Source organism: Gemmatimonas sp. (assembly GCF_044376735.1).
Lineage (GTDB): Bacteria > Gemmatimonadota > Gemmatimonadetes > Gemmatimonadales > Gemmatimonadaceae > Gemmatimonas.
This window is the reverse complement of the sequence record NZ_JBILKJ010000259.1, coordinates 1-2,927: the sequence shown is the minus strand read 5'-3', so window position 1 is coordinate 2,927 and position 2,927 is coordinate 1. Positions and strand designations below refer to the sequence as shown.

Here is a 2,927-nt window from a genome sequence, read left to right as displayed (position 1 = left end):
TGTTCGGGGAAGTGCGACGCGATTTCAGTCACGGCTGCATTCGGCTGTCGCGGCCGGCCGAGCTGGCGGCGTTGCTGCTGCGCGATCAGGCGGGATGGGACTCGACGCGGATCGCGGCGGAGATGCACCGCGCCACGCCGCTGCAAGTCCCGCTGACGACGCCGGTACCGGTGCATGTGGTGTACGCCACGGCGGTCGCGCGGGAAGACGGCACGGTGGTTTTTCACGACGACATCTACGGGCACGACCGACGGCTGCGCGGATTGCTGCAGGGCGGCTACCCGTATCCGGCGCCGGATCGCCGCCCCTGATGCACAGCGTAACGACGACGCGCTACGGCTGGATCTTGGCGCGGCGCTTCATGAGGGCTTCGATCTCATCCATCTCGCGGGGCACGAGCGAAATGCGCTCGAGGCCCTTGCCGGTAATGATGTAGTCGTCTTCGATGCGCACGCCGGTGTTCTGATACTTGAGGACGGCGCTACGCACTTTCGCGATGAACGCGCGATTCTTCGGCGTGTCGGGCAGGACGTCGAGCGCCTTGGTGCTCACATAAATGCCCGGCTCGATGGTAAAGGCATCACCCACGGCGAACTTCGCGTCGGGACCATTCCCCTGCATGGGGTCATGCACGGCGAGGCCGATGCCGTGGGTGATTCCGTGAATCATCCACAGGTTCGACTGCCGGCACTGCGCCGGGTTGGTGGCGCAGTTCACGTTCCAGGGCGGATCGAAGGAGGCATCGACGCTTTCCACCAGCCCGAGGGCGGCCAGGCCGCGCGCCCGCAGCGCGACGGACGAATCCGTGGCGGCCCGCACGCTCATGCCGGGCTTGGAGAATCGCTCGGCGATGTCCTGCGCATCGCGCACCAGCTGGTACAGCCGACGCTGCTCGGGTGTATACGTCCCACTCACGGGAATCGTGCGCGTGATGTCGGCGGCATAGCCGCGATACTCGGCGGCGGCGTCCATGACGACGAGGTCACCGGGCTTCGCCGGATCGCTGGCCTTCATGTAGTGCAGCGTGGTGCCGTTGATGCCCGCGCCAACGATCGATCCGTAGGCGGGCCGTTCGGCACCGCGCCGTGTGAACTCGTACTCCAGTGTGGCGCGCAACTCGTACTCACGCGTCGGATTGGCCGTGAGCATGGCGGCGCGATGCCCCTCGGCGCTGATCTCGGCGGCCTGGCGAATGAGCGCCAGCTCGGCGTCGGACTTCTTCGCGCGTACTTGGAGCACGAGGGGCATGCCGTTGCGCACGGTCAGCGTGGGGAAGCGCTTGGCGAGCCCCTTGAGGGCTTCCTGGCCACGCGTGAGGGTATCGTTCCGCGCGAAGTCCATCGTTTCCACGTCGGGGACGTGGTAGAACGGCAATCCGGTGGCCGCGAGCGAATCGAGAAATGCCGGCAGTGCCGAGGCGGAGCGTCCCGGCATGCCGTAGGCGGACATACTGGTCGTGGAGTCCACCCGCACGCCGTAGTAGAACGCGGTCCGTGCGTCGAGCGGCGTGAGGAAGAGCGTGCTGCGCGCGCGCTTGTTGCGCACCACCATGACCAGCGCGGCATCGGGCTCGTTGAGCTCGGTGAGATAGCGGAAGGCGGGGAGCTGGTAGAACGTGCTGAAGTCGTGCACGAGCGCGCGTCCCCCGAACGCGATGACGACGCCGCTGTCGATGCGGGCGGCAAGGGCCTCGCGGCGGGCCGCGGTTTCCTGCGGGGTGATCGCGGCGTTGGGCTGGGCCAACAGGGCGGCCGGCGAGAGCGCGAACAGCGCGGCGGCCAACAGGCAGAGGGGAGTACGCATGCTGGGAAATGGGCGGTCTCGGCTCCGCTCGTCAAGGCGTGAACCGAACCGGCGCGCCCGGCATTCTGCCCATTCCGGCCACCCGGTACATTCTCGGGTGACGGGTTCCGCGTGGTTGACGGCACGGGAGCCAGCGCGGGACCACACCATGCGCCGGCGGCGCGCGAGGAGCGACATGCATACGAGAGCGACGTGGAGTGCGGTGGCGGTAGGCCTGGTGGGCGTCCTGTGCGCGACCATGTCGTTGGCGCCGCGGGTGCTGCGCGCGCAGCCCTCGATGGTCGTGTTGGTCCGACACGGTGAAAAGGCCACCGAAGGCGGCAACGATCCTTCGCTGAGCGACGCGGGCAGGGTGCGCGCGCAGGCGCTGGCCGATGCGCTGGCGATGACCACGCCGACCACGATCATCGTGTCGTCGCTCAAGCGCACGGCGGAAACGGCGGCGGTCGTGTCGGCGAAGACCGGGGTGGTGCCCACGGTGATCGCGATCGGTAGTGGCGCGTCGCATGTCGCCGACGTGGCGGCGGCGGTGCGCAAGGCGAGCGGCGTGGTACTTGTGGTGGGGCACAGCAACACGGTGCCGGCGATCGTGACGGCGCTTGGCGGCCCCAAGCTGCCGGATATCTGCGATTCGAGCTATGCCACGATGTTCGTGCTCACGCCGGGTGTTGGTGGCACGGCGGCGCAGGTGGTGCTTGGGCATTACGGCGTGGCAGACGGGCCGATGCCGGCGGCGTGTACGGGGATGGTGGCGAAGTAGTCACGGTTCAACTCGGGACTCCAAACTCGGACTCGCCACGCGAGACTCACGTGAGTAGCGGGTATGGAGTTCGAGTCTCGGGCTATAAGTTGCGCCTGTTGCCACCCTCAAGCGTTCGCCACCGAACCGCTTCTCCGTCCGCCTCAACCGTTACCACTGTGCGCCTGGGCATCCTCACCATCTCCGACCGGGCCTCGTTGGGGGTGTACGACGACAAATCCGGCCCGGCGATCCAGTCGGTGTTCACGCGTTGGATCGCGTCGCCGTGGCAGGCCGAGTATCGCCTGGTGCCCGACGAGCAGCCGCTGATCGAGGCGGCGCTGCGTGAACTGGCCGACGACCTGCACTGCGCGCTGATCGTAAC

General features: G+C 67.6%; 2 protein-coding genes and 2 pseudogenes. 3 read left to right on the top strand and 1 reads right to left on the bottom strand.

Annotated features, from left to right (window positions below):
- Positions 1–311: pseudogene (locus tag ACIRA7_RS16355) on the top strand (murein L,D-transpeptidase); the annotation flags it as partial.
- A gap of 22 nt (positions 312–333) precedes the next feature.
- Here the strand turns inward: ACIRA7_RS16355 and ACIRA7_RS16350 are convergent.
- Complete coding sequence (locus tag ACIRA7_RS16350) at positions 334–1,803, bottom strand: aminopeptidase P N-terminal domain-containing protein (protein ID WP_396221895.1); 1,470 nt, start codon at positions 1,801–1,803, stop codon at positions 334–336.
- 175 nt (positions 1,804–1,978) lie between these two features.
- Between ACIRA7_RS16350 and ACIRA7_RS16345 the strand changes: the two genes are divergently transcribed.
- Both ACIRA7_RS16345 and ACIRA7_RS16340 read left to right on the top strand, forming a co-directional pair.
- Positions 1,979–2,563, top strand: coding sequence for a histidine phosphatase family protein (locus ACIRA7_RS16345; protein ID WP_396221894.1), 585 nt, complete (start codon positions 1,979–1,981; stop codon positions 2,561–2,563).
- Positions 2,564–2,721: 158 nt separating this feature from the next.
- Positions 2,722–2,927: pseudogene (locus ACIRA7_RS16340) on the top strand (molybdopterin adenylyltransferase); the annotation flags it as partial.

What these genes read in the sequence shown, in the direction of transcription:
- ACIRA7_RS16350 (WP_396221895.1), bottom strand. Translation starts at nt 1,803, where the DNA reads ATGCGTACTCCCCTCTGCCTGTTGGCCGCCGCGCTGTTCGCGCTCTCG.
- ACIRA7_RS16345 (WP_396221894.1), top strand. Translation starts at nt 1,979, where the DNA reads ATGCATACGAGAGCGACGTGGAGTGCGGTGGCGGTAGGCCTGGTGGGC.